The sequence below is a fragment of the Oceanimonas doudoroffii genome, from assembly GCF_002242685.1.
Classification (GTDB): Bacteria; Pseudomonadota; Gammaproteobacteria; order Enterobacterales; family Aeromonadaceae; genus Oceanimonas; species Oceanimonas doudoroffii.
This window is the reverse complement of record NZ_NBIM01000001.1, coordinates 462018-488778: the sequence shown is the minus strand read 5'-3', so window position 1 is coordinate 488778 and position 26761 is coordinate 462018. Positions and strand designations below refer to the sequence as shown.

The 26761-nt window shown below is 62.1% G+C and carries 17 protein-coding genes and 1 CRISPR repeat array; of the genes, 5 read left to right on the top strand and 12 right to left on the bottom strand.

All coding sequences use genetic code 11. The features are described 5' to 3' along the window. Positions 1-107: 107 nt before the first annotated feature. The 3 genes from B6S08_RS02220 to tamA all read right to left on the bottom strand — a co-directional run bounded on the left by B6S08_RS02220 (position 108) and on the right by tamA (position 7498). The gene (locus B6S08_RS02220) at positions 108-1922 is read right to left on the bottom strand and encodes a PglL family O-oligosaccharyltransferase (RefSeq protein WP_094199152.1); all 1815 of its coding nucleotides are present in this window, start codon (positions 1920-1922) and stop codon (positions 108-110) included. A gap of 171 nt (positions 1923-2093) precedes the next feature. Continuing rightward, the gene (gene tamB, locus B6S08_RS02215; protein WP_245849796.1) at positions 2094-5786 is read right to left on the bottom strand and encodes an autotransporter assembly complex protein TamB; all 3693 of its coding nucleotides are present in this window, start codon (positions 5784-5786) and stop codon (positions 2094-2096) included. Then, positions 5783-7498, bottom strand: coding sequence for an autotransporter assembly complex protein TamA (tamA, locus tag B6S08_RS02210; RefSeq protein WP_094199150.1), 1716 nt, complete (start codon positions 7496-7498; stop codon positions 5783-5785). Before tamA ends, tamB begins: the two co-directional genes overlap by 4 nt. 127 nt (positions 7499-7625) lie before the next feature. Between tamA and mobB the strand changes: the two genes are divergently transcribed. After that, positions 7626-8168 (top strand): molybdopterin-guanine dinucleotide biosynthesis protein B, encoded by a 543-nt coding sequence (gene mobB / locus B6S08_RS02205; RefSeq protein ID WP_094199149.1) that lies wholly within the window; start codon positions 7626-7628, stop codon positions 8166-8168. Here the strand turns inward: mobB and B6S08_RS02200 are convergent. Beyond that, complete coding sequence (locus B6S08_RS02200) at positions 8119-8691, bottom strand: peptide-methionine (S)-S-oxide reductase (RefSeq protein ID WP_094199148.1); 573 nt, start codon at positions 8689-8691, stop codon at positions 8119-8121. The genes mobB and B6S08_RS02200 overlap by 50 nt on opposite strands. 228 nt (positions 8692-8919) lie before the next feature. On the opposite strand from B6S08_RS02200, the gene B6S08_RS02195 reads away from it, so the two are divergent. Next, complete coding sequence (locus B6S08_RS02195; protein WP_094199147.1) at positions 8920-12015, top strand: transglycosylase domain-containing protein; 3096 nt, start codon at positions 8920-8922, stop codon at positions 12013-12015. Positions 12016-12070: 55 nt separating this feature from the next. On the opposite strand, the gene B6S08_RS02190 is transcribed toward B6S08_RS02195, so the two are convergent. Further along, a complete protein-coding gene (locus tag B6S08_RS02190; RefSeq protein WP_094199146.1) occupies positions 12071-13096 on the bottom strand; it encodes a metal-dependent hydrolase in 1026 nt (341 codons plus the stop codon). Positions 13097-13176: 80 nt separating this feature from the next. Between B6S08_RS02190 and cobT the strand changes: the two genes are divergently transcribed. From cobT to B6S08_RS02175, 3 genes are read left to right on the top strand one after another with little or no spacing between them, the layout of a single operon-like run. Further along, positions 13177-14229, top strand: coding sequence for a nicotinate-nucleotide--dimethylbenzimidazole phosphoribosyltransferase (cobT, locus tag B6S08_RS02185; RefSeq protein WP_094199145.1), 1053 nt, complete (start codon positions 13177-13179; stop codon positions 14227-14229). After that, positions 14226-14990, top strand: coding sequence for an adenosylcobinamide-GDP ribazoletransferase (cobS, locus tag B6S08_RS02180; protein ID WP_094199144.1), 765 nt, complete (start codon positions 14226-14228; stop codon positions 14988-14990). The genes cobT and cobS overlap by 4 nt, the downstream gene beginning before the upstream one ends. Continuing rightward, positions 14987-15556 carry a histidine phosphatase family protein gene (locus B6S08_RS02175; RefSeq protein WP_094199143.1) on the top strand — a complete coding sequence of 190 codons (570 nt, stop codon included), beginning with the start codon at positions 14987-14989 and terminating at the stop codon, positions 15554-15556. The genes cobS and B6S08_RS02175 overlap by 4 nt, the downstream gene beginning before the upstream one ends. On the opposite strand, the gene B6S08_RS02170 is transcribed toward B6S08_RS02175, so the two are convergent. The 7 genes from B6S08_RS02170 to cas7e all read right to left on the bottom strand — a co-directional run bounded on the left by B6S08_RS02170 (position 15513) and on the right by cas7e (position 26756). Beyond that, positions 15513-15908, bottom strand: a complete 396-nt coding sequence (locus B6S08_RS02170; protein WP_094199142.1) for a septal ring lytic transglycosylase RlpA family protein — start codon at positions 15906-15908, stop codon at positions 15513-15515. The genes B6S08_RS02175 and B6S08_RS02170 overlap by 44 nt on opposite strands. A gap of 19 nt (positions 15909-15927) precedes the next feature. Further along, positions 15928-16248: a DUF4144 family protein gene (locus B6S08_RS02165; RefSeq protein ID WP_094199141.1), complete on the bottom strand. Its 321-nt coding sequence runs from the start codon at positions 16246-16248 to the stop codon at positions 15928-15930. Between the two features lie 263 nt (positions 16249-16511). Then, a CRISPR array of direct repeats spans positions 16512-22829; the repeat unit is 29 nt; unit sequence CGGTTTATCCCCGCGCCTGCGGGGAACGG. Between the two features lie 84 nt (positions 22830-22913). Further along, complete coding sequence (cas2e, locus tag B6S08_RS02160) at positions 22914-23207, bottom strand: type I-E CRISPR-associated endoribonuclease Cas2e (protein WP_094199140.1); 294 nt, start codon at positions 23205-23207, stop codon at positions 22914-22916. A gap of 2 nt (positions 23208-23209) precedes the next feature. Next, positions 23210-24127 (bottom strand): type I-E CRISPR-associated endonuclease Cas1e, encoded by a 918-nt coding sequence (cas1e, locus tag B6S08_RS02155; protein WP_094199139.1) that lies wholly within the window; start codon positions 24125-24127, stop codon positions 23210-23212. Between the two features lie 27 nt (positions 24128-24154). Beyond that, a complete protein-coding gene (cas6e, locus tag B6S08_RS02150; RefSeq protein WP_094199138.1) occupies positions 24155-24976 on the bottom strand; it encodes a type I-E CRISPR-associated protein Cas6/Cse3/CasE in 822 nt (273 codons plus the stop codon). A gap of 1 nt (position 24977) precedes the next feature. Further along, positions 24978-25712, bottom strand: a complete 735-nt coding sequence (cas5e, locus tag B6S08_RS02145) for a type I-E CRISPR-associated protein Cas5/CasD (protein WP_211284139.1) — start codon at positions 25710-25712, stop codon at positions 24978-24980. A gap of 9 nt (positions 25713-25721) precedes the next feature. After that, complete coding sequence (gene cas7e / locus B6S08_RS02140; protein WP_094199136.1) at positions 25722-26756, bottom strand: type I-E CRISPR-associated protein Cas7/Cse4/CasC; 1035 nt, start codon at positions 26754-26756, stop codon at positions 25722-25724. Between the last annotated feature and the right edge of the window lie 5 nt (positions 26757-26761).

Below are 26761 nucleotides of genomic sequence, written 5' to 3'. Positions count from 1 at the left end.
CCTCGAGCAGGTACGGGCGGGGCCATTACCACCGGCCTCGCCTTGGCCCTTTGCCAAGGCGAAGGTAACCACTTCCGCCGCCACCACGCCCACGGCAACACCAGGTCTCAATAAGCCCCACCAATGGCGGGGCGCAAATTGTCATACAGGGGAACAAAGTTGTTGAGCCGGCCGGCGCTCATGCTGTCATCCAGCTGCGCCAGGTGGTTGAGCGCCCGGCCTATGCTGGCCTTGCGCAGCAGCACCACGTTCGGATAAAGCCGCCGGGCTTCCGCCAGCAACGCCTCTGCCCGAGCTTCCTCATTGGCCCGCACCAGTGCCAGATAGGCGTTGTAATAAATGCCCGCCCTTGGGGTGTGCTGTAAAAACCGCCGCGCCCAGCTCACATAATCCAGCAGTGCGGCGTTGTCGCCCCTCAGCAGGGCCGCTTCCAGCTGGCTGTGATGACGGTAAAAGGCGGCGCGATCGTGCCAGATCAGCGGATTCAGCACGCGTTGCAGATCACCGCTGCGCTCGCTCTGGCGGGCAAAGGCGGTGATCTGCTGGCTGGCCACCAGGCCGGTGGCCATAAACAGCACCATCCCCAGGCCCCAGGCCCGCACCGGCCAGCGGCTCCAGGACGGTGGCGCCGGCAACAGCACGCGACGGCCGTGCTCGGCGTCAATCACAAACAGCAGCGTCAGTACCATGAACCAGTGCGGCAGCGAATGATAGACCGGAAATTCGGTCTGGCTGTGCACAAACACCGGCATCAGTATGCCGGCCCAGGCCATGGCCCGGGTCAGCGGCACCTGATGCAACAGCCTAAGCACCAGCCACACCATCAGCACCAGCCCCATCAGCGGCGCCAGACCGCCTTCGATGGCCCAATAAAGAAACTCGTTATGGGGGTGGCCCATTTCCGTGAACAGCGGCTGGGCACCGGGGGTCTGCTCCCGCCACAGGGCGTAGGTGCGGTAAAAGGCCGACTCAAAACTGCCATAGCCGTAACCGGTCCAGGGCTTTTCCAGCCACATGCGCAGGCCATGGGCATAGATGTCGAAGCGGCCATCGGCCTGGGTATAGATGTCGAGGCTGCGCTTGCTCATGTCAAATACATCCAGCCCGAACACCCCGGTGACCACCCCCAGGGGGATCAGTACCAGGCTGGCCAGCAAGCGCTTGGATCGGTTTTTGGCCAGGGTTTGCCACAGCAGCGGCAGCAGCATCAGCAACCCCAGCAGCAGGCCCAACTGCCCGGCACGGGACTGCAACAGCACCACCAGCATGGCACCGGCGCCAAGCACGGCGGCAAACCAGCATGAGCGTAGCAAAAAGGGTCGCCAGGGCGACTTGGCCTCGTTCAGCCACAAATACACCGCCAGCACCATGCCGGTGGCCACAAAGCTCGCCATCACGTTGCGGTGCTGAAAAATGCCGTAAGGGGAACGCACCTGAGTGTTGTAGCCAAACACATTGCCCGGCTCCAGCACAAAGAACTGGGCCAGCCCCAGCAGCATCTCCACGCTCACCGCCAGCAGCAGGCAGTAAAGCAGATAGCGCCGGCCCCTATCGCTGAACCGGCATTGCTGCAGGGCCAGGTAGAACAGCAGGCCACCGGCCAGCCCCAGCATGCGCGGCAGGGCCTGACCGGCCACCGAGTTGTTGTGCCAGTAGAAAAACGGCAGCCACAGCAGCACGCTGGCGGCCACCAGCCCCAGCCAGAAACGGCTGGTCAGCAGCCGCCGGCGATGCCAGTGCCACAGTCCCAGGGTGGTCATCAGCCCGACAAACAGCCAGCCGATGATATTGAACGGCAGCTGCAGGCCGGTGCCAAACAGGTGCGGAAGGTAAAGATGCATGCCAAACAGGGCGTAGACCGCCACACACACCAGCATGGTGCGGGCCAGACGCTCCTGTTTCAGCAGTTGCACGGACATCATGATGGGTAAATACTCGCGGGCCGTTTGGCGGTAACAGAACCCCTACTTTACCCAAGGCCGGGTAAAAAAGCATGAGGACGAGTGCGGCCTGCGGGCAAAATTCGCCGCGACGGACAACACGGCCAAAAAGGGAGCGAAGTCCTGTTAAAGCATGGACTCCGCCCCTTGAGCTTAGAACTCGAACTTGTAGAACAGATCGATGGCCTGGCTCAGGCCACTGGTGGCCTGCAGGTAGAGCCGGGGCAACAGCTCGTAACGCAGGCGCAGCTCGCCGATGGAAGAAAACACGCCCACGCCGTAACCAATCTGCAGCCCGGGCAGCACATAGGCACTGATGTTAACCGCGGTGCTTTCCCCCGAGCCACTGGTGTCGAGCACCACGTCCTGAAAACCCAGGGCTTCGCCCACACCGGACACCAGGCCGCCCACCTTGCCCACACCGGCGCCCAGCAGCATGGACTGCACCAGGGCGTTGCCATCGGTGCCGTCGCCGCCTTCCAGGCCCCGGCCACGCAACAGCCAGGACAGCTGCTCGGCCTGAGGCATGCCCGGCTCGGAGAACACCTCAAGCTCGGGCTGGGCGGCGCTGCCCGAGACCCGCACCCCGACGGTAATGCTGCTGTCGGCCATGGCAGAAGGATTGCGAATGGCTTCCACATTCAGGTTGGGCTGATCCAGCGGGCCGCTGAACAGTATGCTGCCCTCGCGGATCAGCAGGTTCTGGCCATAGGCCTTGAAGCGGCCGTCCACCAGGCGGATTTCACCATTGGCACGCATGCTGCGTCCCGGTGGCTGCACAATGCGCAACTGTCCTTCCAGCCGAGTGTTCAGGCCAAACGCCTTGAGCCGCACGTCTTCCGCCAGCCGCACCCGTACGCGAATGTCCATGGGCAGGGCGGTGCGGGTTTCCGGCACCATGCCGGACGGCTGAATAATGACCACGTCGGAGGACTTCTTCACCGCGCTTTCGGGCAGCTCCTGCACCTCAATGCGTGCCCAGGGGATCAGAATCTCCCCCCGCACCCGCGCCTGCTCGCCCAGGGAAATCTGCAGACCCGGGTTGACCCTGACCCGACCGAGGCCGGGGTAACTGGCTTCCAGCTCGCTGCCCTTGAGCCTGACTTCGCCGCTTACCGGCAGCTGGCTCCAGTCCAGCTCGCCGCTGATATTGAGCGGGCCGTCACCCACCCGCAGGCTGCCATCTATGGTGGCGCGGTTACCCTGCACCGCCAGCCGGGTGGTGAGATCCCGCACCTTCACCATGTCGGCGCTGGTGTCCACCTCACCACCGCTCAGGGTAATGTCGCCATACATCAGCGGCTTGGCCAGGGTGCCGTCCAGGCGGGCCTGTCCGGCCAGGGTGCCCTGCAGCCGGGCGACCTCGGGCAGCAGCGGTGCCAGCCAGTCGAGGCGCAGACCAACGATGGACAGCTCGCCGCCCAGGGCCCGCCGGCCGGCCAGATCGCTCACCCGGGTATCCAGCCGCAGCCGGCCCAGGGGCTGAGAGTCGAATTCCAGCTCCGCCACCAGGCGATTATTGACCACCTCGCTCTGCAACCGCAGCCGGTCATAGCCCAGCCGAGTGTCGCCGCTGACAAAGGTGCCCGGCGTGGTGCCGATGCGGGCATTGACCCTGGGGGCCTCGCCCTGTTTCCAGCTGGCATCCAGGCGGCCGTCCAGCACCGCCTCCCAGGCAAAGTCTTCCGGCAGAAACGGCTTGAGCCGGGCCAGGTTGAAGTCGCGAATATCGAGCCCGGCCCGGCCACGTTCGCCACTGGCGCTGATCTCATCCAGGCACACGGCGGCGCCGTTGGAACGCCAGCAATGGGCGGCGGCGGTAAACACGCCCTCGGGCTGACGCCAGGCCAGGGCTACCGGCTCCTGCAATTGCCAGGCTTCCAGCGGCGTATTCAGCTCACCCCGCTGCAGCCGGCCGCGCCAGCCGTCCTTGCCCATGGCGCCGGTCAGCGCCAGATCCAGCGCCAGGGGATCGCCATCGGCGGTCAGGGTCAGGCGGTGGGCATCCTTGTCGCCGTCGGCGTTGAGCGCCAGATCGTCAAAGCGCAGCCCGCCGGCATTCAGCCGGACCACGGTCAGGCTCAGCTCGCCGGCGGGGGCCTCGCCCAGGGTCAGCCTGGTGTTCAGCTTCAGGCCACGGGCCTGAGTGTCGTTGAAGCCGGCGCGCTCGCCGGCCAGGCTGGCCCGCACCGCCGGGGCCGCCCGCGGCCCGCTCACATCAAAGTTGCCGGCAATGTCCCCATACAGGCCGGGGGCGTAGACCGCCAGATCCGGTGCCGTCAGCCGGCCATTGAGATCCCAGCGATCATCAATGCGCCCCGACACCGCCAAGCGATTGTTGCCGTTGGTCAGCACCAGATCCTCCACCTGCCCGGCCAGATCCTGGTCAAGTCGTATTTGGCCGGTCAGCGACAACGGATGGTTGCGCAGCACACCCTTGACCTCGGGGCCGGCCTCCAGCCGCCACTGGTTACCGTTCAGGGTAAAGCGGCTGTCGATACGGCCATTGAGGCGGCCCTCAAAGCCTTCGGCAAAGGCACCGGGATCCACTTCGTTCAGGGTCAACTCGCCCTGCCAGCGCACGCCGTCGGCCCAGCCGATATCACCGGTGAGTTGAGTTTCGCCCTGAGGCAACACCAGGGTCAGGGGCTCGATGCGGGCCTGTTCCAGATTGCCGCTGGCCGCCAGCTCAATGCCCACCGGCGGCAACTCGGGTCCGCCGGCCTCGGTATTGAGGGTCAGACGATAGTCACGCAGCGCGCCGGTGAGGTTGAGTTTACCCTGGGTCAGGGTCCACTGGGGCTCCCGCAGCGGCCAGCCCAGCTTTTTCCAGCTGAGCGCCACCTCAAGGGGTAACTCGGGAAGGAGCGGTTGCGTCTTGATGTCCGCCCGGGCCGTGACCGGGCCCTTGAGCCGCAGCTCGGCGGCCAGGCTGGCCAGGCTGTTATTCAGCTCAAGGGCCAGCTGCTGGCCCTTGAGCTGCCCCTCCATCAGGCCTTCATGCAGGGTGGCACCCAGCTCGGCACTGAGCGGATAGTCACCGGTCAGAGTTACCTCACCGCTCAGATGGGCGTCGGCCAGTTCATGGGCCAGCTCCAGCCGGTCAATGCGCACTCGGCTGCCCTCGCCTGCCAGCGCCACCGCCAGGCGATGCAGATCCTGAGACTGGCCGCTTTGCACCAGCTTGCTGTCGGTCAGCTCCAGTTGCTCCAGCTTGAGGGGGAACGGCAGCACGATGTCGGGAAGGGTAATGGCCTGCGGTTCAGTCGCGGGCTCAGGCGCCACAACCGGGGCCTCGGTCGGCTCCAGTTCAATCACCAGGCCACTCATTTGCGGACCGGTGATCACCATGCCGTCGTCATTCCAGTGGGCGGCCACCTGCAGGCGTTGCCAGGCAATGCGCTGACCGGGCAGGGTGATGCTGACCCGATCGGCACGAATGTCGTCCAGATCAATCAGTAACGGCGGACTCAGGCTGGTGAGCGGTTCGCTTTCTTCCTTTGGTGCCTGCTCCTCGGGCAGGGTGCGAATCTCCACATCAATGTCGGCGGCGTCCAGCCGGCGCAACCAGAAGCGACCATCCACCAGCTTGCCCAGCTGCCAGTCCAGGCTGACCGAGTTGGCGCGAAAGGCGAGCGAGTCCTGCTCGTAGACCAGCTCCGAAAAGGTCCAGCCACTCAGCAACTGCCCCGACACCAGGTTGCCTTCCAGCCCCGGCACCTGCCGCTTGGCCAGGCCCCACAGCCACTGGTTGCCGGTGTGGGTCAGCAGCAGGGTGGCCAGCACCATGAGCAACAGGCACAGGCCGATCAGGATGGCCAACAGCAGCCGTTTCATTCGCATCATAACTCGGGTCCAAGGGTAAAGTGCAGGCGCCAGGGGGTGTCTTCTTCGCTCACCGCAAAGGCCAGATCAAGGCGCACCGGACCCACCGGCGTCAGCCAGCGCAGACCCAGGCCGGTGCCCAGTTTCCAGTCGTCCTGGTAATCATTGGTGGCGGTACCGCCGTCCACAAAGGTGGCCACCCGCCATTTGGGGGCAAAGCGGTAGTCGTATTCCAGGCTGAGGGCAGTGGCAAACTTGGCGCCCAGACGGTCGCCGTTTTCATCCAGCGGTGTAATGGACTGATAGCTGTAGCCGCGCACCGTGGTGTCACCACCGGTAAAGAAACGCAGCGAGGGCGGCAGATCTTCCACGTCATCCACCCATACCGCGCCCTGCTCGGCCCGGGCCAGCAACCGGTGATCCTCGGCCAGGGTGCGCAGCCACTTGCTGCGCCCCCACAGCCGCACAAAGCGGGTGGTGGAGCCCCACCAGGGCTCCGACAACTCCAGGCTGACGTTCTGTGCATCACCCCAGTGCGGGTCCAGGCCGCCGCGCACGCGGGTGCGGCTGTAACTGAGCCCCGGGATCAGCAGGAAGCTGTCGTCTTCCTGCTCGCCCTGGGTATAGGACTCGTATTCGCTGCGCAGGAATACATCCCGCGTCCAGCCGTTGTCCTGCACCTTCCAGCGGTGCACACCGGCCACCAGACGATCACTCTCGGTGTCGTCCTGATCCAGCCGCTGATAACCGCCCTGTATGGTGTAATACTCTTCCAGTGGATGGCCGCGAGGTATTTTGTAAACCAGGGTCACGTCCTGGGACGGGGCCGATACCTTTAGGCTGGTGGTCAGACTGTGGCCCAGGCTGTTGATCCAGGGCTTGTCCCAGTTGACCGAGACCCGCGGACCTTCGTCGGTGGACACCCCCACACCCAGCTCCACTTCGTTGTCGGCCCGGGCCCGCAGCACCACCGACAGCGGTACCCGTTGCTGGTCGTCGGCTTCCGCCACCTGGGGCAGCACCTCCACCTGCTTGAAATAGCGGGTGGAGGACAGCGAACGGCTCAGCTCCGCCAGTTTGCCGGCCTGGTAGGGATCGCCGGGCTTGATGTCCACCAGCGGGTTCAGCAGCCGGTCCACCGGCCGATCCGAGTCAACCCTGAGCTCGCCAAAACGATAGCGCGGACCCGAGCTGAAGTTCAGCTCGACGTCGGCGGCCTTTTCCCAGGGGTGCACCCGCACCTGACTCTTGTCGTAACCGGCGTCGAAATAGCCCCGCCGCAGCGCCAGGCTGAGCAGGCTGGCCTTGGCCTTTTCGTAGTCATCGTGGTGCAGCACCTCGCCTTCACGAATGCCAAAGTTGGTTTGCAGCTCGGTAAAGGCAGGGTCGGCGGTGGCGTCACCCGACAGCGTCAGATCCAGGGTACGAATGCGCACCGGCTCGCCCGGCGTAACCTGTACCCTGACCTCGGTGGAATCGTCCTCGTCCTGGGTCACCTCGATTTGCGGGTTGTAATAGCCCAGCGCCTGCAGGCTGTCGGTCACCGCCGAAATGATTTGTTTGCGAAACCGGGGCAGTTGTTCCACCTCGATGGCAGGCAGCTGATCCAGATAGATTTGCGTGTTGTCTTCGAGCTCACCGTCGAGCCCGCTCAGCTGCAGGCTGATGTCTTCCGCCTGCACACTCAGGCTGAACAGCATCAACGCCACGACACTACAGATTCTCTTGCTCATGATGCTACTCGCTGTTGAAAAGGTTGCCTTGCGTCCGCCGTGCCGGCCGCACCGTTTTTTGCGCGGCGCCATCGGCAGCGGGCGCTCGCCGTGGCACACTGCGGTTTTTCCGCAAAAGGAGATCACCATGGTCGATTCCTCTTGCTGCGCCCTGCTGGGCGTGGCCGGCTTCAGCGGCAGCGGCAAAACCACCCTGCTGCGCGCCCTTATTCCCCTGCTGCGCCGGCGCGGCTTGCGCCTGGGTGTGATCAAGCATACCCACCATGACGTGGAGCAGGACACCCCCGGCAAGGACAGTTATGAGCTGCGTCACGCCGGCGCGACGCAGACCGTGCTCGCCGGCCCTCGGCGCAGCATTGTGACCCTGGAGCATGACTCGCCTCACGAGCCCGATTTGCGGGCCTCGCTGGCGCTGCTGAACACGCAGGCCCTCGATCTGGTGCTGGTGGAAGGCTTTCGCGATCAGCCCCTGCCCAAGCTGGAGGTGCACCGCCCCGCCCATGGCCGGCCGCTGTTGTGCCTGCATGATACACACATGCTGGCGGTCGCCACCGATGACGCCAGCCTGGCGGCGCCGGTGCCGCTGCTGGATCTGAACCGCCCCGAGGACATTGCCGATGCTATTGCCCACTGGCGGGAGACCGGCCGGTTAACAACGGTTGCAGGCTGAACGCGCCGCCGTCGGGATAACCGCACATGCGCCGGTAGGCAAAATAGAGCAGCGGATGCCGGGCCTGGTAATCCTGATGCCGTGAGGCCGCCGGCTCAAATTCCGCCGAGGGCAGAATGCGCACCGCCGGTGTGCGTTCGCCGGTCAGGGCCAGCCGGGCACGGCTTTGCCGGGCCCATTTCAGCTGCAGGGCATTACGCACGTAGAGCGCCGGGGTAAATTCCCTGCCCCGGTCGCAATATTGCCCTTCACCGTCGTGTATATCCACCGCCTGCCAGTAGAGGGTGAGCAGATCACCATAGGTGAGCATGGCATCGTTGTAGTGCACCCGCACCACCTGCCGCCGCGCCGTGCCCGGCCCGGACTGCATCCAGCCGGTTTCGACCCGCTCAATGCCGGGGCGGTCGCTGAACAGGGCCTCCATCACCCAGAAACTGCCACCGGCAAACACCGCCTGCTGAGCGCCTTGCGCCAAACATGCCGGCAACCACCACAGCGTCGCCCACAGCCAAACCCGATACATGCGCCGTGCCTCCGCCGGATTGTTGTTTCTCTTATTAGCCAATATGCTAACCGATTGAAACCGGATGAAAACCCCCTTGCGCCCAGGATGGGTGCCACTGTCCGTTTTTGGTACAGCCAAAGAGTTTATTTTTATGCCGGCCCCATGAGGCACCGGTGAAAAGCTAAACTGTTAACAACAGGAGCCTCACCACAAGAAAGAGGCCAAGAGGGTGTTTTTATGGGCGCGATGGACTCCGAACACATTGACCACGGCCTGCCGGCCGATCTGCTGTTGCCCCGGCCTCGTCGCCGGGGCAGTCGCTGGCGCTGGCTGTTGTGGCTGCTACTGGGGCTGGTCATGGCGGTGGCTCTGGCCGCCCTGATTTACGAAATGCGCACCTCGCGACTGCAGTCGCGGGAGCTGTCCCGCTATGCCGCCACCCTTACCTACCGGCTTGAGCCCGGCCCCAGCGCCGCCATGCACTTTCCCTTCCATGGTCCCTTTGATCAGCGCCTGGGCTACACTCGGCTGCCGGAATTACTGACCCGGCTGCAGCAGAATCACTTCGTGATTGAACAGCAGGTGCAGTTCTCCCATGCCCTTGTCAACTACAGCCGGCACGGCTTTTTTGTGCCCTACGCCGAAAAGACCCAGGCCGGACTGCTGCTGAGCGACTGCCGCGCCGAGCCCATTTATGACTACCGCTACCCCCGTCGTCACTACGGCAACTTTGCCGACATTCCGCCGCTGGTGGTTGCCACCTTGCTGTTTATCGAAAACCGGGATCTGCTCAGCACCGAACAGCCCCTGGCCAACCCGGCGGTGGACTGGCCGCGCTTCGCCAAGGCCGCGCTGTCTCAGGTGGGCCGCGCCCTGGAGCTGCAGGACGACTCCGCGGGAGGTAGCACCCTGGCCACCCAGATTGAGAAATTCCGCCACTCCCCCGGCGGCATGACCCCGTCGGCCGGCGAAAAGCTGCGGCAGATGATCTCCGCCAGCGTGCGCGCCTATCAGCAGGGCCCGCACACCCTGACCGCCCGCCAGCAGGTGGCGCTTTCCTACCTGAACTCGGTGCCCCTGGCCGCCGCCCCCGGCCACGGCGAGGTGCATGGCCTGAACGACGGCCTGTGGATCTGGTTTGGCGCCGATCCCGAGCGGGTCAACCTCCTGCTTGACCCCGCCCTGAACAGCGGCCAGCCCCTGGCCGAACAGGGGCTGGCGCTGCGACAGGTTATGGCGCTGATGATTGCCCAGCGCCGGCCGTCCTGGTATCTGTTCGCTGGCCGTGAGCAGCTGGAGACCCTGACCGACAGCCACCTGCGGCTGCAGGCCGGGGCCGGCCTGTTGAGCCCGGCCCTGCGCGACGCAGCCCTGGCGCAACGGCTGCAGTTCCGCCATTTCGGCACCGATCCTGTGCTGCAGCGAGTGGAGAGCAGCAAGCTGCTGCACGTGTCCCGAGGCCGGCTGGCCGGCCTGCTGGGAGTCAGCCTGTATGAGCTGGACCGGCTCGACCTGCAGGCCAGCACCACCCTGAATGCCGAGCTGCAGCGGCAGGTGACCACCTATCTGGAGCGGCTGGCGGATCCGGCCTTTGCGCAGGAAATCGGGCTGTTTGGCGAACGCTTGCTGTCACCGGAGAAAACCGCCGAGGTGCGCTACAGCTTTACCCTGTTTGAACGCAACACCAACAGTTTTGACGTGCGGGTGCAGACCGACAACACCGGCCAGCCCTTTGACATTAACGAAAGCAGCAAGCTGGAGCTTGGCTCCACCGCCAAGCTGCGGGTACTGGCCACCTACCTGGAGGTGGTGGCCGAACTGCACAACCGCTACAGCGGCATGTCCCTCGAGGCGTTGCGCCAGCTCACCCCGGAGCGCAACGATCCCCTGAGCCGCTGGGCCATTGACCACCTGATGCTGAGCCCGGACCGCAGCCTGGCCACCATGTTGCGGGCGGCGCTGGATCGGCGCTATTCCGCCAGCCCCCATGAGCGCTTTTATACCGGCAGCGGCCTGCACACCTTTGCCAACTTTCGCAAGGAAGACAACGGCCGTCGCCCCACCCTCACCGAGGCATTGCGGGAGTCGATCAATCTGCCCTTTATTCGCCTGATGCAGGATCTGGTGCGCTACAGCATTTACCAGAACGAAAACCGGGCTCAACTGCTGGCCGACGACAACGACCCGCGCCGCCGGGAATATCTGAGCCGCTTTGCCGACCGGGAAGGCCGCGTATTTTTACTGCGGTTCTGGCGCAAGTATCAGGGCATGAGCAACGAAGCGCGGCTGAACACCTTCTTTGACGGCCTGCGCCCGATGCGCAGCCGGCTGGCGGCGGCGCACCGCTATCTGCTGCCCGAGGCCAGCCTCGACGAGTTTGCGCGGTTTTTGCGTACCCGGCTGTTTCTGGACGGTGGCCTGAGCAACAAGCGTATCGCCTCGCTTTATGACCAGCACGGTCCGGGGGCCTGGAGCCTGCCAGATCAGGGTTATATTGCGCGGGTACATCCGCTGGAACTGTGGCTGCTGGGTTACCTGCGCCAACATCCCGAGGCCAGTTTTGGCGAGGTGGCCGATGCCAGCACCGCCGAACGCCAGGAAGTGTATGGCTGGTTGTTCAAAACCCGCCACCGCAGCGCTCGGGACAACCGGCTGCGCATCATGCTGGAAGTGGAGGCGTTCTCGGATCTGCACCAGCGCTGGCAGCAACTGGGCTTTCCCTTTGGCCACCTGGTGCCGTCGCTGGCCACCGCCATCGGCAGCTCGGGCGATCAGCCCGCCGCCCTGGCCGAGCTGGTGGGCATTATTCTCAACGAGGGAGTCCGCCTGCCGGTGGTACGTATCGATCAACTGCACTTTGCCAGCCAGACTCCCTATGAGGTGCGCCTGGGGCGCAATGCCAGCCGGGCCCAGCGAGTGATGGAGAAGGAGGTGGCGGCGGCCCTGCGGGAAGCCCTGTCACAGGTGGTGGATGGCGGCACCGCCCGCCGGCTGCAGGGCAGCTTTGCCCTGCCCGACGGCACCCCCCTGGTGCTGGGGGGCAAAACCGGCACCGGCGACAACCGTATTGAAACCGTGACCCGTTACGGTCATGTGATCAAATCGCAGGCCCGCAACCGCACCGCCACCTTTGTGTTCTTTCTGGGTGAGCGACACTTTGGCACCCTCACCGCCTATGTGCCCGGCGAGCAGTCTGACCATTTCAGCTTTACCTCGGCGCTGCCGGTGCAGGTGCTGAAAGGCATGGAGCCGCTGCTGCGCCCCTACCTGCAACCCGGCGGCCACAGCCGTTGCCAGCAGCAGTTTGCCGCCCGGCCCGAGCCGGTGCGGGAGGATGGGTGATAGCTGACACGCCAGAGGTTAGATGTAAAACGTAAAGCGTATAAGGCGTAAATGTTTAGGACTTGCCGCCGGCCGCCCCCGAAGGCGTGTTCGGTGGCATCACCGGCTGGCCCAGAGTGCGACGCCACAACCAGCCAAACTGCGCCGGGTTATGGCCTTCACTGAACTGACGCGGCACCGCCAGGGGCTGCCACTCGCCTTGCCCATCTCGTTTCGCCACCACAAAGTTGAACACATAGCCCGGCTCCTGGCCCATGCGCAGGTCGGTTATCACCAGTTCACTACCTTGCTCGCGCATCCTGAAAAACCCCTTGGTAAACCAGGCCATGCGCGCTACATGAGGGTGATCCTGCCATTGCCGGTACAGCGCACGGCCGCCGTCGTGCCGCGTGAAGGGTGTGGGCTCCCGATCCAGCAGCGACACATGCCCTTCCACATAGCCGTTCGGCGTGATCGCCAGCACCCGCCATAACAGGGTATTGAGGGGCGCCGGGGTCACCAGCAACCGCTCGGCGTGAATGCCCTGCTGCACCAGCAACTGCTCCGCGCGCAGTCCCACCTGCCACTGGGCTACCAGACTCCAGCCCAGATACAGGGTACTCACCCACAACCCCAGCCGGTTGGCCCTGATGCCGCGCTCACCCCGTCGCCACAGCGCCAGCCAAAGTCCCATCAGCAACGGCAGGGTATAGAGCGGATCGATAATAAACACACTGCCCACCCCAAAGGGGTATTCGGTGAGGGGCTGGCCCAGCTGGGTGCCGTAGATGGTCATGAAATCGATGCCCACATGGGTCATGAAAATCAACCAGATGGCCAGTGTCCAGCGGCGCCAGTGCGCCTGCCGCCCCAGCAGCCAGCCAAACAGAGGAGCAAACAGCGTGAGATAAAGCAGGCCATGACTGGCCCCCCTGTGTTTGGTCATGTTGCTGATCGGATCGCCATAGTCGATGATCACATCCAGATCCGGCAGGGTGCCAAACACGGCACCGGCCAGCGCCGCCCTGACAATGCCGACCCGCCGCCCCATCACCGCCACCCCTACGGCGGCCCCCAATGCCAGTTGAGAAACTGAGTCCATGCCACCTCACGGTAAAAAATTCAGCAATAACCATACAGTCTGATAGCATGTGAGTCCTTGATTTTTCAGCCCTCACCGCCATGCAACCCATTAACCGCTTAATAGTGCCCGCCATTGCGCCCCTGGCCAACCCCAAACTTGAACGGCAGTTGCAACACCGGGTGGACAATAAAACCAAACCCCCCGGCGCACTGGGCACACTGGAAACCCTTGCCGTGCAGCTGGGGCTGATGCTGCAAAGCGCTGCGCCGTGCATCAGCCAGCCTCAGGTGCTGGTATTTGCCGCCGATCACGGCCTGGTGGCGGAAGGAGTGTCGGCCTTTCCCGCCGAAGTCACGCCCCAGATGGTGCACAACTTTCTGCAAGGCGGCGCCGCCATCAATGTGTTTGCCCGCCAGCATAACCTGTCGCTGCGGGTAGTGGACGCCGGCGTGAACGCCGATTTTACCCCGCACCCCAGCCTGATTGACCGCAAGGTGCGCAAGGGTACCCGCAACGCCCTGCATGAGCCGGCCATGACCCCGGCCGAATGCCAGCAAGCGCTGCAGGCGGGCATGGCGCTGGTACGTGAATTGCCCGGCAACCTGCTGCTGCTGGGGGAAATGGGCATTGGCAACACCTCCGCCGCCAGCCTGCTGCTGGCCCGGCTGGGTGAACTGCCGGTGGCCGAGTGCACCGGCCGCGGCACCGGGCTGGATGACAACGGCCTGAGTCATAAGACGCACGTGCTGCAGGCGGTGCTGGCTCGCCACGCCGATGCACAAACGCCGCTCGACGTCCTGGCGGCACTGGGCGGGCTGGAAATTGCCATGATGGCCGGCGCCCTGATACAGGGAGCCAGCGAACGGCGCATTCTGCTGATGGACGGCTTTATTGCCGGCGTGGCCCTGCTGGTGGCGGAGCGGCTGGCGCCGGGCACTCGGGAGTATGGGGTGTTTGGCCATGCCTCGGCCGAGCCCGGCCACCGCCACCTGCTGCGGCTGCTCGACGCCGCCCCCCTGCTCGATCTGAACCTGCGCCTGGGTGAAGGCAGCGGTGCGGCCCTGGCCTATCCGCTGTTGCAGTCGGCCTGCGCCTTCATCAGCGAGATGGCCAGCTTCGCCGACGCCGGCGTCAGCGGAGCCAGCGCATGAAGCACGAGCTGACCCTGCTGCTGGTGGCCACCCAGTTTCTGACCCGCTTGCCGTTGCCAGCGCTGCGCCACTTTGATCCGGACTGGCTGCATCAGAGCAGCCGCCACTTTCCCGCGGTGGGGCTGCTGGTGGGTGGCCTGTGCGCCCTTGCCTTTGGCCTGGGTGAACTCGCCTTTGGTCCGCTGACGGCGGCAGTGCTGGCCACAATGCTGGGCGTTTACATTACTGGCGCCTTTCATGAAGACGGCCTGGCCGACACCTGTGACGGCCTGGGCGGCGGCATGAGCAGAGAACGGGCGCTGACCATCATGAAAGACTCACGCCTGGGCACCTTTGGCACCCTGGGACTGGCGCTGGCGCTGCTGCTGAAAATTTCCCTGCTGGCCAGCCTGGACACAGCGGCGGCCATGGCGGCGCTGGTGCTGGCCCACGGTGGCTCGCGGCTGGCCTGCATCAGCCTGATCGCCCTGCTGCCCTATGGCGGCGATATTGAACACGCCAAGGCCAAGCCCATGGCCCAGCGCCTTACTCACCGCCAGTGGTGGCTGGCCGGCCTGTGGTTGCTGCCAGCGGTGGCGCTGCTGTGGCCGCTGTTCAGCCCCGGACACTGGCTGCTTGCCGTGGTGCTGGCGGGGCTGGCCAGCTGGCATATGTACCGGCTGCTGAAGCGCCGGCTGGGGGGGTATACCGGTGACGGCCTGGGCGCCACCCAGCAGCTGGCAGAAATTGCCATTTATGCCGGGCTGGCGGCCCGGTTATGAGCCTTTACATCTGGCGCCATCCCAAACCGATAAAGGTGCAGGGCATTTGCCTGGGCCGTACCGATGCCCCGGTGGATGCACGCAAACTGCGCCGGCTGGCCAACCAGATTCAGGGCTTTGCCCGTTGCCATCGGCTGCCAAAGGTCATTCACACCAGCCCGCTGCAGCGCTCGGCCGAAGTGGGCCGGCTGCTGGCGGAACGGGGCTGGCAATGGCGCGTGGTGGCCGAATTGCAGGAGATGGATTTTGGCCACTGGGACGGTCGCCCCTGGGCAAGCATAGACCGGGAAGAAATGGACGCCTGGTGCGCCGACTTTACCGGCTATGCCCCGGGCGGCGGCGAAAGCCTGCGGGCGTTCTTTGCCCGGATAAACAGGTGGCTTAACGCCCTGCCCGAGGAGCCGGTGCTGGCGGTGGGGCACGCCGGCTGGATTAACGCGGCGCGCCTGCTGGCCTCTGGCCGGGGCATGCCCACTCAGGCCGAAGACTGGCCACCGGCGGTGCGCTACCGGCAGCGGGTGGTTATTTCAGCAGCTCCAGCCGAACCGGCGCCACGCCGGATCTGATCATGCCAATCTCCCGGGCCGCCTGCTCGGACAGATCGATCACCCGGCGCTTGGCATAAGGCCCGCGATCATTGATGCGCACCACCACGGAGCGCTGGTTGCGCAGGTTGGTGACCCGCACCTTGGAGCCGAACGGCAGGGTTTTGTGGGCGGCGGTCAGGGCGTTCTTGTTAAAACGCTCGCCACTGGCGGTTTTCCGGCCGTGATGCCGCGCGCCGTAATAAGACGCCTGCCCCTCGTTCAGAAACACCGTCTCCCGCTCCGGTGCCGGCACACTCACATCGGGCCGCGAGCCACAGGCCGATAGCCCAAACAAGACAAAAAAACAGCAATAGCGCAATAATGCACTCATGACCACTCCGCCACGTTGATTATTGCATTTCCAACCAGGCGATCAGCGCCACAGCCTCTTCGGCGGAGCGCACCGTCAGTTTGGGAATGCAGCAAATACCCAGCCCGGCGGCAAAGTGGCGCAGGCTGGCGTTGAGTTCCGGCAGGCATACTAGCCCTGGCAGCGGCCGCCAGTACAGCCCTTCACCTTCGCCCTGCGACAAAACGTGCACTCGGCCGGTGCCGTCAATCAGCCGGTCACCGGCATGCCAGTGATGTTCATCGAGCTCCCCTTCGTCCGCAATGTGAATAAAATCATGGGTATCGGAGCAGTGAGCAATGGCGGGAAAGTAGCAGTTCATGGGCTGAGCCTCGAGGAAGAGCAGGAGTATAACAACTGAGACATGAGGGAAATAAAGAAAGTAAATTCTGAATCAACACCAAACTTCGCATGTGGTACAAATATTTTTATATCTTATACCCATGATATATGCCGATTAAGCTAAATTATTTTGCTTTACCTTCCCCCACACATGCAGCTGTGGGTCCACCCGGAATCTCGACTAGCGGTAGCCCATACCTGCGGGGAACGGATCGCCAAATACATCGCCAAGAACATAGACGGCGGTTTATCCCCGCGTCTGCGGGGAACGGATGTCGTCGATAATGGTCATGGATTACCCCAGCGGTTTATCCCCGCGCCTGCGGGGAACGGGCGGTGGAGGTGTATTCCATTGATGAAGCGTTCGGTTTATCCCCGCGCCTGCGGGGAACGGTGCCACGTAGTTCAGCACGTCAACCATGGCCTCGGTTTATCCCCGCGCCTGCGGGGAACGGCATGGCCAGGGGTGCTATGCGTCAAACAGGCACGGTTTATCCCCGCGCCTGCGAGGAACGGTCATGCCAGCAACCTGACGGGTGGGCTGATCCCCGGTTTATCCCCGCGCCTGCGGGGAACGGCGGCATCATTGCCGATAACGTGGCCAATGATTCGGTTTATCCCCGCGCCTGCGGGGAACGGACCAACCATTACAACATCAGGTTTTTCCAGCACGGTTTATCCCCGCGCCTGCGGGGAACGGAGCCCCACCACGGCACTATTGGGATAGGTCAACGGTTTATCCCCGCGCCTGCGGGGAACGGGCATGGGAAGATATCGACTTCGATAAGGGTGAGCGGTTTATCCCCGCGCCTGCGGGGAACGGGCCCTGGTTGACCCGAGCGAACGACCCAGCTCCGGTTTATCCCCGCGCCTGCGGGGAACGGCCGCAGGGTCATGTGGTTATAGCTGTTGCTCGCGGTTTATCCCCGCGCCTGCGGGGAACGGGTTTTGTGATATGTCCGACATTTGCCATAATGAGGTTTATCCCCGCGCCTGCGGGGAACGGCCCATCTATTCGGTCCATCACAATCCCCTGAACGGTTTATCCCCCCGCCTGCGGGGAACGGATGTTAATTAAACGAGGATCGACCAATGAAAACGGTTTATCCCCGCGCCTGCGGGGAACGGGTACGACCGCGATCCGATCCGCCCTGGTTATGCGGTTTATCCCCGCGCCTGCGGGGAACGGGCCCGGATCAGTACACCCTGGGCGAATTCGGCCGGTTTATCCCCGCGCCTGCGGGGAACGGCTCGTTGACCCGCAGCATGTCGGCCCAACAATCGGTTTATCCCCGCGCCTGCGGGGAACGGGCCCAGCTGGCTGGTGGAAACCAGATCGCCGGCGGTTTATCCCCGCGCCTGCGGGGAACGGGTTAGCCATTATGCGATCACCTCAAATTCAACCGGTTTATCCCCGCGCCTGCGGGGAACGGTTAATGAATCGGCAGCTAGTGTTGCTCAAAAACGGTTTATCCCCGCGCCTGCGGGGAACGGAGGTATGCGCTCAGTACCACGACCGTATGCCGCGGTTTATCCCCGCGCCTGCGGGGAACGGGGCTGTGACTCGCTAATGGCCTCCGCATCAGAATCTTTATCCCCGCGCCTGCGGGGAACGGGGACTTACGACCACGGCCAGATACGGCGGGAACGGTTTATCCCCGCGCCTGCGGGGAACGGTTACCGACTGAATGACAAGTAACCGTGTCTCGCGGTTTATCCCCGCGCCTGCGGGGAACGGCGCCGGTCTGATACTGGCCGGTCTGATAGTGGCGGTTTATCCCCGCGCCTGCGGGGAACGGTGTTAACGGTATTGTCGTATCGAGTGAAGTGCCGGTTTATCCCCGCGCCTGCGGGGAACGGATGAACGTTGAATCTATTTAGCGTGTTTTTAGCGGTTTATCCCCGCGCCTGCGGGGAACGGCGGCACAGGCCGGCGGCAGCATTCTCGACACCCGGTTTATCCCCGCGCCTGCGGGGAACGGAGGCACTCCAATGGTTACCCGCACCCGGTCTACGGTTTATCCCCGCGCCTGCGGGGAACGGTTAAAGTCGCGGGGCTGCACTTCTTCAATAACCGGTTTATCCCCGCGCCTGCGGGGAACGGGAGATCATGGCCGAACGGGACGACTGCACCGACGGTTTATCCCCGCGCCTGCGGGGAACGGTGCAAGTCAGGCGACAGAGCCAGACCGCCGAACGGTTTATCCCCGCGCCTGCGGGGAACGGTTGAACACTCGACCCACCATATCCACGGCAATCGGTTTATCCCCGCGCCTGCGGGGAACGGGAGTTAGGCAAAAGATCGGGCACTTGAAAAGGCGGTTTATCCCCGCGCCTGCGGGGAACGGTTTCCACAGGTTCAGGAAATGGAGCTATTAACCGGTTTATCCCCGCGCCTGCGGGGAACGGCTTTCCCCCGTTTGGCTAATTCCTTAGCAAGCCGGTTTATCCCCGCGCCTGCGGGGAACGGAAGCAGCCAAAGTGGCTGAGGTGTCCCGCTTACGGTTTATCCCCGCGCCTGCGGGGAACGGTAAAGCACCATAGACTCCACCACGAATGCCACCGGTTTATCCCCGCGCCTGCGGGGAACGGTCTTTCAGGCTAGCTTTGGTCGCAACTACAGCCGGTTTATCCCCGCGCCTGCGGGGAACGGGGCGACCGCGAAGTCATGGTGATCTGGCCCGACGGTTTATCCCCGCGCCTGCGGGGAACGGACATAGCCCTGATACTCGGGCAGGAACTGCAGCGGTTTATCCCCGCGCCTGCGGGGAACGGCCTCTGGTCTCGTAAAACTTGGCTGCTCCACCCCGGTTTATCCCCGCGCCTGCGGGGAACGGCTACGCTCCGAGCAAGAGCGTGTAAAGCATGGCGGTTTATCCCCGCGCCTGCGGGGAACGGTTTGCCGCCACCGCCAAGGGGTATTACCAGGACGGTTTATCCCCGCGCCTGCGGGGAACGGTGTCGGTCCAAAACTTCTTGGGGGTTTTCGTGCGGTTTATCCCCGCGCCTGCGGGGAACGGACCTGCTCGGCCGGCACTTCCACCAGGGTAAACGGTTTATCCCCGCGCCTGCGGGGAACGGGAGGTGACCGCCCTTGCATGGGAAGATATCGACGGTTTATCCCCGCGCCTGCGGGGAACGGAAGCACTCCTGCCAGTGCCGCCAGAAATCGGCCGGTTTATCCCCGCGCCTGCGGGGAACGGTCCCGCACCTGCTCCGCGGATCCGCTGTTCGCCGGTTTATCCCCGCGCCTGCGGGGAACGGTTTGGGTTGCGCTCATAATTGACCGCCTGTTTCGGTTTATCCCCGCGCCTGCGGGGAACGGTTTCAATATCGTGCTCTGTTCCGCGACGACCCCGGTTTATCCCCGCGCCTGCGGGGAACGGAATATGCGAGTGTGGCTGAGAGAGTCGGTTTTCGGTTTATCCCCGCGCCTGCGGGGAACGGTACAAACCGACTTTATCAATATTGACAAAAAGCGGTTTATCCCCGCGCCTGCGGGGAACGGGTGCCCTCGGCGGCGGCCCGTTCACGGGCGCGCGGTTTATCCCCGCGCCTGCGGGGAACGGTGTCGCCTCCTTACTATAACAAGCATGGAATTCGGTTTATCCCCGCGCCTGCGGGGAACGGCAGCTCCCCATTGATTGCCTGCAGCCGATCACCGGTTTATCCCCGCGCCTGCGGGGAACGGACCGGATCTATGGTGCCAGGGAATTCCTTAATCGGTTTATCCCCGCGCCTGCGGGGAACGGTCAATATCCCCTTGGCTTCCATGTCGCCGACGCGGTTTATCCCCGCGCCTGCGGGGAACGGGGGCGCCACGCCACTGAGGAATCTGTGCAGCAACGGTTTATCCCCGCGCCTGCGGGGAACGGCCCCGAACGGTCCCGCGCCATTGCATCGAACGCGGTTTATCCCCGCGCCTGCGGGGAACGGTACACCGTCGCACACCCTCTCTTTATATCGCGCGGTTTATCCCCGCGCCTGCGGGGAACGGCTTCGCCAGTCCCACCACCTTTTCCGGGACGTCGGTTTATCCCCGCGCCTGCGGGGAACGGCTATTTAGCGTGTTTTTAGCCTGTTCGGTTAACGGTTTATCCCCGCGCCTGCGGGGAACGGCAGAGCACCAGCGGTGGCGACACCGGCAGTAACGGTTTATCCCCGCGCCTGCGGGGAACGGTGGCGGCGACGACGCCGGCCAGGGTTATGCCGACGGTTTATCCCCGCGCCTGCGGGGAACGGAAGGCATGGTCAGTCATGCGTGATTCATACGCCGGTTTATCCCCGCGCCTGCGGGGAACGGGGAATGGGAGCCCGAGGGGATGGGGATTTATCGCGGTTTATCCCCGCGCCTGCGGGGAACGGCTAGAACAGGCCGCCGAGCATTACCGCCGCGCCGGTTTATCCCCGCGCCTGCGGGGAACGGGGCTGGAAATGGGGTTGCAGGCAGGGTGGAGGCGGTTTATCCCCGCGCCTGCGGGGAACGGGCAATGCGACGCTCCCGCTCTTCCTGTTCGCGCGGTTTATCCCCGCGCCTGCGGGGAACGGACGCTCAATTAAATAAGGATTTTTTCGAAGGTCGGTTTATCCCCGCGCCTGCGGGGAACGGGTTTAATTCTGGCCTGATCCATCTAATCCATACGGTTTATCCCCGCGCCTGCGGGGAACGGGGGTACAAAGTCAATGCCGTCGTGGGCCTGGCCGGTTTATCCCCGCGCCTGCGGGGAACGGAATGCTGGTGGTCTTGCCGGTGATGTTGACGTCGGTTTATCCCCGCGCCTGCGGGGAACGGTGGGCCAGCGCCCCGAGGCCACCGCTGGTGTACGGTTTATCCCCGCGCCTGCGGGGAACGGCCCAATGACAAGGCCCGCGCGCTGGGCATTGCCGGTTTATCCCCGCGCCTGCGGGGAACGGTCCACAAACAGGCCGGCGATCAGGTCGCTGCGCGGTTTATCCCCGCGCCTGCGGGGAACGGGCCGTTGATTTCCAGCATGGCTTCGTTGTTTTCGGTTTATCCCCGCGCCTGCGGGGAACGGGGCTTGAGGGGATTATGGAATGACGCCGTTTACGGTTTATCCCCGCGCCTGCGGGGAACGGTACGCAGAATTGAAAGTGACATAATCGTAATCCGGTTTATCCCCGCGCCTGCGGGGAACGGAAAATCCGAGTGTACACCGTCGCACACCCTCTCGGTTTATCCCCGCGCCTGCGGGGAACGGATCCGGTTTCGCTCCCTAATGTACCGCCACCCCGGTTTATCCCCGCGCCTGCGGGGAACGGTTTTGGGAAATGAATCCTCGTCAAATTTCGGACGGTTTATCCCCGCGCCTGCGGGGAACGGGAAAAAAATGTGACACACATCACATTCAGTTGCGGTTTATCCCCGCGCCTGCGGGGAACGGACGTCACCACCGGCAGTACGCCAAGCAAGATGCGGTTTATCCCCGCGCCTGCGGGGAACGGCTGATTACCCCCCAGCACCATCAGGTAACCGCCGGTTTATCCCCGCGCCTGCGGGGAACGGACTTATCGCGTGTTTTGAAATGAGTGAGATTGCGGTTTATCCCCGCGCCTGCGGGGAACGGACCTGGGCCAGCATCACCGGTAAACCCACCACCGGTTTATCCCCGCGCCTGCGGGGAACGGCACACCGTCACCCTGGATATCTGGCCCCGGGCCGGTTTATCCCCGCGCCTGCGGGGAACGGTTAACTCTGCGCGTATTTTTTGAGTTGAAGACCGGTTTATCCCCGCGCCTGCGGGGAACGGCGTTGCTCGTAGCCGTCGCCAAAGCGCACGGCCGGTTTATCCCCGCGCCTGCGGGGAACGGTGCTGAGGGCTGGTTGTAATTCGCAATCTCGTCGGTTTATCCCCGCGCCTGCGGGGAACGGTGGGTATTGGTTCGTCCTACACGGGAGGGTTTCGGTTTATCCCCGCGCCTGCGGGGAACGGGTAATGGAATCCCACCTGACAGAATCAGCAAACGGTTTATCCCCGCGCCTGCGGGGAACGGACCTGGCGCCCGTCTTTCTGGATGCGCACCGCCGGTTTATCCCCGCGCCTGCGGGGAACGGTCTTGGTCTAACTTCTGGCCCGAGGCCTTCCACGGTTTATCCCCGCGCCTGCGGGGAACGGGACGCCAGGATGAGGGAAGCGGTAGCCAATAACGGTTTATCCCCGCGCCTGCGGGGAACGGAGCTTTGATTAAATACCTGTCAGGCTCAGCCCCGGTTTATCCCCGCGCCTGCGGGGAACGGCTATTGGCAGGCGGGGCTTCTTTGACTTCAGCCGGTTTATCCCCGCGCCTGCGGGGAACGGCTAACTGGCAACATAAGGTCGCTCACCCCTTCCGGTTTATCCCCGCGCCTGCGGGGAACGGTTATCAGGACACCCAATATACCAGCGGTTCACCGGTTTATCCCCGCGCCTGCGGGGAACGGCTGGATCCGGCAATGTCGGAGATGGCTTTGGCCGGTTTATCCCCGCGCCTGCGGGGAACGGGCCGTGCCCCAGCAGACTGGAGGGCTGACCGGCGGTTTATCCCCGCGCCTGCGGGGAACGGACTAAACGTATATTACTGATTTAGATGACTTTTTCCAGGCATGAAAAAGCCACCAACTATTCCATGTTTTTAAAGATCCATAACTTACTGATTTTCAACAGGATAAAAAGACACTAAACGCAGCCCATCCAGGTCCACCGGCATGCGCCGATTCTGGCCATAGGTCTGGAATTCAAATCCTGACTCAGAGTTAGTCGCCCAAGCCATTACCACATTGCCCTGTTCAGCCAGTTCGGTGACCTGCTCCCAAATCATTTCTCTGACTCGCCTGGATACATCACCCACATACACTCCCGCCCTTACTTCAAGCAGCCAGACGGCAAGCCGGCCCCTGAGACGGAAGGGCACACTTTCAGTTACCACCACCAGCATACTCATTATCAGCCACTCCTGTGTCCTTCTTCACCCAACGGTTTTGGCTCAGGAATCGCAATGGGCTGAGCATCTTTTGGAGGCGGCGGTGGCACTATTTCACCAGCGGCCAGCACTTCTTCAATAAGCGGGATTAGCTTTCCCAGCGTATTGCTGCTTCGAAAAATATCCCGGCAAGCAATTCGTACTTCTCTATCGGGCCTGGCAGGAGACTTGCTCGCTATCTCAAAGGCTTTGGGAACCACATCGTCAAATTTGATGATATCGGCAATATCATACACAAAAGACAATGGCTTTCCCGTATGAATAAAGCCAATCGCCGGTGCATATCCGGCCGCCAAAATGGCGGCCTCAGTGATGCCATACAGGCAGGAGGTGGCAGCACTGATGCACTGATTGACCTTATCACCTTTAGACCAGTCTTTCGGGTCATAACGGCGACCGTTCCACTTAACGCCGTACTGTTTTGCCAGCATGGCATAAATAGCCCGAACTCTGCTGCCCTCAATGCCCCTGAGTTGATCCACGGAACGGCGGCTGGGTGCTTCTTCGCCAAAGCGCAATTCAAACATTTTACGCACCACTTTAAGACGAAGATCTTCCTCCAGGGCCAGCCTGGCCTGATATAACAGCTTATCGGAACGGGCTCCACCCGGCTGCCCGGAAGCATAAAGACGTACACCCGCTTCGCCAACCCATACAAGTAAGGTCCCGACCGTGGCCGCCAGCTTGGCAGCGGCATGAGAAACCCGGGTGCCGGGCTCCAGCATAATGCAGGCCACCGAGCCCACGGGAATGTGAGTGCGCACACCACTTTTATCAATCAGCACAAAGGCACCGTCAATCACATCAATCTGTCCATACTGCAGAAAGATCATGGAAGCCCTGTTTTTAAGCGGTATCGGTTTGAGAGGAATAAAGGCCATGCATCAACTCCCTGAAAGTGCCGCGAATCAAATCCTTCGAATTAACATCAGGCCACAGCCAAAGGCCTTGGACCTTCCGACTCCCCTCGCAAGACTCTCAATAAAGGTTTCCGGTTTATCAACGATAAGAGAACCGCTGAGGTTAATTGAGCTGAACATGGCACCAGTACCTTTTCCCTTGATATGGTGCTGCAAATATCCATCGGCTTGCACGGCATCATCAGAGCACTGGATACCAATTTGTTGACTACGCTGTTTCCACCAGGTCAGTAAAGCCCGCTCGGATATGGTTTTTAATGCCAGTTCAAGCGCTGAGCTTCTGCCCAATCTTGCTTCCAGCTCGTCACAATAGCGACCGTTTTCAATCACTGTATTCCAGCGCTGAATATCTTCATCTGTCGCCATATCCAGCAACCGGTGCTTCAGATTTTTTTTGGTACCCTCAGTGGGCAACGCCAGCGACTGTGCTTCCTGATACAGCCATTTCTGCTGGGCATCCATCAAAACATCATGCCGCTTTCCATTACGGCACACCGTTGGGTTTACCCTGACCTGAAAGCCAAGTTGATCTCCTGACTTTAGCTGAGGTAAAAATGGCCTGCTTTCCACCTGAAACAGCTGCTCGGCATTATCAGGCTGCTCGCGGGAAAGCACATAAAAAACAGGCTCTCCCTGAGGTACCAGACGACCATCACTCTGCTCGTGACGAAATAAAAAGCTTCGCTCACTTTGCTGAGTGAAAAGCCGCCACAGCAACTGGTGATAGCCATACACCCCTTTGTGCATGGATTTAATCAACTCGGCTCTGGCCGATGGTGCATCTGCCAAAGTTACGCGGGATAAATACATGTTATTCCTCCACCAGAGTCAGCTGATGCACCTGCCGTGCCGAAAACTGCCAAGGCTCTCTGCTTATCGGCTCATCCCATACTTGACAGCTCTGCACACCTTCATATTCACCCAAGTCATCGGCTGTTCCCTGCCACAGATAAGTGACGGTGTTACCCAGGCCAAGCCAGCGCCGGTCCTGCTCATGGCTGAATAAAATCGGCGGGAATGACGTATCGAGCGCTTCTTTTAACTCAAACGCCACTAATCGCGGAGTGACCGGAACGGCCAGCGGGCAGGCTTTTCGCCCAAGATACGGCGTAAATGCCGGTTTTTTTAATGCAGCTTCCAGCATATCAAGCGTGAACTCACTTTCCTGCCATAACCAAACTGCCACTACCCAATATCCGTCACTGCGGTAATCACGGCTGGACAAGACCGTATTCAGCTTCTCTTTCTCAACGCTCAGCTCATCTTTCCGGCTGTAAAATGTGCGCTTTCTGTCCTGTGAAGGTACCTGAGCGGTATGATAGTCCCGCATCAGGCTGCCGCAGGAATAAGCCTTAACGGCGATCCCCACCTCAGCCCGAAGAGCATCAAGCCGGCTCACGTCGTCTCGTTTAATACCCAGCGCGGCACCAAGCAACCCCAGCACCGCAGAGCGACTGGGAGTCAGGCCCGAAGGCCTGTCTCCACCCACTGCGGCTTCTCCCCAGCTGGCCATGGGACCATAAAGCCGAAAAACCAGATATTGCATAATGCCTCCTTAATCTGCGGCAAATGCTTTTAACTGCTCAAAGCTGCCTTCACCTTCCAGGGCATTAACGGAGTAGCGGTCATCGGCACAGGCTCCATACACCTTGTCAAAATTTTCAACCTGACGCTGCAGTGCCTGAACCGCGTCTTCCGCCTGGTTTTCCCCGATAATGGGCTTCAGAAAGGCGACCGACAGAGAACGAGGCTGCTGATCACCTTTTTCGGCCAGCACATAAGAGGCATAAGCACGGGAAGCAAAACTGTTCTGCTTGCCTTTTGGAGACACCTTCACCGCAGCTTCTACCAATGCTGTAATTGCCTTGTTAGCGAGTTCAACATCCCCATCCAAGTTGCTGACAAGCAGCTCTTTGTCGATGCAGATGTAGCTATAAAACAACGCGGCAGAAAAAGCTGCCTCGCCAATATGAGCAGCTCCAAGATCCGAGTCACCCCGGTTAAGGTCATCCACGGCGGTAAAATAATCTTCTTCTACTGCAACGCCATGCACGCTGATAGCATGAGCCACCTGGCAAGCGGCTTCACAATTAAACTCTGGGGATGACGCCAACATGCGGCCGAACATGGCAATATCAGCCGCAGAGGCATTGCGACGGAGAAGGTCAAGCTCAGCTTGCTCCGGAGCCCGGTTTTCTGCGGCCAGAGTTTTCACCAATGTATCTACCGCTGCCAGCTCTTCCGGACTGATGTGGGCAAGCTGCTCAATTTCCAGGCCGTCTTTCTTTCCTTTACCAAACACTCCTGCAATGGCAACCGCCCAGGTTTTGGCCTGTTTTTCAGATATGCCCAGCTCACACAGCTGATTAAATACTTCCACGCCCAGCCGTTTGGTACGAGTACCAATGTGCTTACCCAGCGCCTGCTCAAAGACATCGGAAGTGCGCCAATGACGCTTGAGGCTCTGCGAGCTAACCCTTAAACGCTCCGTTCCACCCATTCGGGCGGTTTTCGGTCGACCCAGATCGTCACGGTTCAGGTTTGAGGGGGCGTAAGACGTCAGCAGGTGCAGTTGGATAAATTTGCTCATCATAA

What these genes read in the sequence shown, in the direction of transcription:
- B6S08_RS02220 (WP_094199152.1), bottom strand. Translation starts at nt 1,922, where the DNA reads ATGATGTCCGTGCAACTGCTGAAACAGGAGCGTCTGGCCCGCACCATG.
- tamB (WP_245849796.1), bottom strand. Translation starts at nt 5,786, where the DNA reads ATGATGCGAATGAAACGGCTGCTGTTGGCCATCCTGATCGGCCTGTGC.
- tamA (WP_094199150.1), bottom strand. Translation starts at nt 7,498, where the DNA reads ATGAGCAAGAGAATCTGTAGTGTCGTGGCGTTGATGCTGTTCAGCCTG.
- mobB (WP_094199149.1), top strand. Translation starts at nt 7,626, where the DNA reads ATGGTCGATTCCTCTTGCTGCGCCCTGCTGGGCGTGGCCGGCTTCAGC.
- B6S08_RS02200 (WP_094199148.1), bottom strand. Translation starts at nt 8,691, where the DNA reads ATGTATCGGGTTTGGCTGTGGGCGACGCTGTGGTGGTTGCCGGCATGT.
- B6S08_RS02195 (WP_094199147.1), top strand. Translation starts at nt 8,920, where the DNA reads ATGGACTCCGAACACATTGACCACGGCCTGCCGGCCGATCTGCTGTTG.
- B6S08_RS02190 (WP_094199146.1), bottom strand. Translation starts at nt 13,096, where the DNA reads ATGGACTCAGTTTCTCAACTGGCATTGGGGGCCGCCGTAGGGGTGGCG.
- cobT (WP_094199145.1), top strand. Translation starts at nt 13,177, where the DNA reads ATGCAACCCATTAACCGCTTAATAGTGCCCGCCATTGCGCCCCTGGCC.
- cobS (WP_094199144.1), top strand. Translation starts at nt 14,226, where the DNA reads ATGAAGCACGAGCTGACCCTGCTGCTGGTGGCCACCCAGTTTCTGACC.
- B6S08_RS02175 (WP_094199143.1), top strand. Translation starts at nt 14,987, where the DNA reads ATGAGCCTTTACATCTGGCGCCATCCCAAACCGATAAAGGTGCAGGGC.
- B6S08_RS02170 (WP_094199142.1), bottom strand. Translation starts at nt 15,908, where the DNA reads ATGAGTGCATTATTGCGCTATTGCTGTTTTTTTGTCTTGTTTGGGCTA.
- B6S08_RS02165 (WP_094199141.1), bottom strand. Translation starts at nt 16,248, where the DNA reads ATGAACTGCTACTTTCCCGCCATTGCTCACTGCTCCGATACCCATGAT.
- cas2e (WP_094199140.1), bottom strand. Translation starts at nt 23,207, where the DNA reads ATGAGTATGCTGGTGGTGGTAACTGAAAGTGTGCCCTTCCGTCTCAGG.
- cas1e (WP_094199139.1), bottom strand. Translation starts at nt 24,127, where the DNA reads ATGGCCTTTATTCCTCTCAAACCGATACCGCTTAAAAACAGGGCTTCC.
- cas6e (WP_094199138.1), bottom strand. Translation starts at nt 24,976, where the DNA reads ATGTATTTATCCCGCGTAACTTTGGCAGATGCACCATCGGCCAGAGCC.
- cas5e (WP_211284139.1), bottom strand. Translation starts at nt 25,712, where the DNA reads ATGCAATATCTGGTTTTTCGGCTTTATGGTCCCATGGCCAGCTGGGGA.
- cas7e (WP_094199136.1), bottom strand. Translation starts at nt 26,756, where the DNA reads ATGAGCAAATTTATCCAACTGCACCTGCTGACGTCTTACGCCCCCTCA.